The sequence below is a fragment of the Geomonas sp. genome (assembly GCF_056994735.1).
Genome location: NZ_JBXKJL010000012.1, coordinates 1 through 2,578, shown reverse-complemented (window position 1 = coordinate 2,578; position 2,578 = coordinate 1). Strand labels below are relative to the sequence as shown.

Annotated in this window: 1 rRNA gene; it reads right to left on the bottom strand. The window is 58.0% G+C overall.

Annotation, left to right across the window (positions count from 1 at the left end):
* Positions 1-2,275 (bottom strand): 23S ribosomal RNA (locus AC11W3_RS00505); the annotation flags it as partial.
* Positions 2,276-2,578: the final 303 nt, after the last annotated feature.

Genomic DNA, 2,578 nt, shown 5'->3' with positions numbered 1-2,578 from the left:
TTACGCCATTCGTGCAGGTCGGAACTTACCCGACAAGGAATTTCGCTACCTTAGGACCGTTATAGTTACGGCCGCCGTTTACCGGGGCTTCGATCAAGAGCTCGCACCCCATCACTTAACCTTCCGGCACCGGGCAGGCGTCACACCCTATACGTCGACTCGTCGTCTTGGCAGAGTGCTGTGTTTTTGTTAAACAGTCGCAGCCACCATTTCTCTGCGGCCCCTCTCGGCTCCAGCTGTACGCTCTCACCTACCAGGGGCGCACCTTATCCCGAAGTTACGGTGCTAATTTGCCGAGTTCCTTCTCCCGAGTTCTCTCAAGCGCCTCAGAATCTTCATCCTGCCCACCTGTGTCGGTTTGCGGTACGGTCAACCAACGACTGAAGCTTAGGGGCTTTTCCTGGAAGCCGGGCCTCGCGCACTTCGGAGCGGCAAGCCGCTCCTCGTCATCACGCCTCGGCTAAGACCCCCGGATTTGCCTAAGGGCCACGCCTACACGCTTCAACCGGGACGTCCAACACCCGGCCGCGCTAGCCTTCTCCGTCCCCCCATCGCATCGCTGGTCGGTGCGGGAATATTGACCCGCTTCCCATCGGCTACGACTCTCGTCCTCACCTTAGGGGCCGACTCACCCTGCGCCGATGAACGTGGCGCAGGAAACCTTGGGCTTTCGGCGAGCGGGCCTTTCACCCGCTTTATCGCTACTCATGTCAGCATTCGCTCTTCCGATACCTCCAGCATGCCTCACGGCACACCTTCAACGGCCTACGGAACGCTCTCCTACCATCCGTACGTTCCTTTTAGCGCACTGCCCAAGGTTGGCGCCCGCCGCCGTCACGCGGCGACGCGCCAAACCTTCCATTGAGGCGAACGGACCTGCCGCCACCCTCAATGCCCTAAAAGGAACGTACGAATCCCTAGCTTCGGTGCACGGTTTGAGCCCCGTTACATCTTCCGCGCAGGACGACTCGACCAGTGAGCTATTACGCTTTCTTTGAATGATGGCTGCTTCTAAGCCAACATCCTGGCTGTCTGTGCCTTCCCACCTCGTTTCCCACTTAACCGTGCTTGGGGACCTTAGCTGAGGGTCTGGGTTGTTTCCCTCTCGACGACGAACGTTAGCACCCGCCGTCTGTCTCCCGGGCTGCCACTCTGCGGTATTCGGAGTTTGCTATGGCGCGGTAAGTCACAATGACCCCCGCCACCATGACAGTGCTCTACCCCCGCAGGTGATACCCGAGGCACTACCTCAATAGTTTTCGGAGAGAACCAGCTATTTCCGGATTTGATTAGCCTTTCACCCCTACCCACCGCTCATCCCCTACCTTTTCAACGGTAGTGGGTTCGGCCCTCCACGAGGTGTTACCCCCGCTTCAGCCTGGCCATGGGTAGATCATCCGGTTTCGGGTCTACGCCCACCAACTATGCGCCCTGTTCGGACTCGCTTTCGCTGCGCCTCCCCTATTCGGTTAAGCTCGCTGGTGAACGTAAGTCGCTGACCCATTATACAAAAGGTACGCCGTCACCCCTGCTTCCTTGGCCCTCCGCGGCATCACCGCGCAGGATCTCTTGGTCTTGGTCGTTCTTTTGACTCGCGCGCGACGCGCGCTCGTCGAAAGAACCCGAAGGCCAACGAAGCAGGGGCTCCGACTGTTTGTATGCATGCGGTTTCAGGATCTATTGCACTCCCCTCCCGGGGTTCTTTTCGCCTTTCCCTCACGGTACTGGTTCACTATCGGTCGATCACGAGTATTTAGCCTTGGAGGATGGTCCCCCCATCTTCAGACAGGATTTCACGTGTCCCGCCCTACTTGTCTCGCGCCTGGTTCCACACTGTTCTCTTCGGTTACGGGGCTGTCACCCACTACGGCCGCCCTTTCCAGAGCGTTCTCCTGAGATCAGTGCTAAATCGCGATGGCTGGTCCCATTTCGCTCGCCACTACTCTGGGAATCTCGGTTGATTTCTGTTCCTCCGGCTACTGAGATGTTTCAGTTCACCGGGTTCGCTCCAACTGTCCTATGAATTCAGACAGCGGTGACCCACCGTTAAGCGTCCTTCGGCTCCAAGCTCGCTTGTTCTCGGAGGGCTTTGAACGCGCGCTCGCAAACTCGCTCGCGCGCGTGAAAGCCGCTTAACGGTGGGCCGGGTTTCCCCATTCGGACATCTGCGGATCATTGCTCGTTTGCCAGCTCCCCGCAGCTTTTCGCAGGCTGCCACGTCCTTCTTCGCCTGTAATCGCCAAGGCATCCACCACATGCACTTTGTCGCTTGACCCTATAACCGTTCGCCCTCGACAACCCAACGAACAGCCACAAGCTCACGCGCTTCGGTTGCACCGCATCCCAAGCCCTTTTGTACGCTCGAGATGCGTCGATACAATCATCAAAACCCAGTCGATCGGCCCACGCGCTCGAATCCCAAAGGCATACCCTCACCCCCAAGAACCGCGCGCGCAGTCCAATCGCTTTACTTCTTCCACGTTGTTAAAGAACAGCCGATGCACCAACCCTAATCGGTGTCATCCTCTCCGGTCAAAAAACCAGAGCCAAATAAGCCCGCTTTGGACTTGCTTGGCTA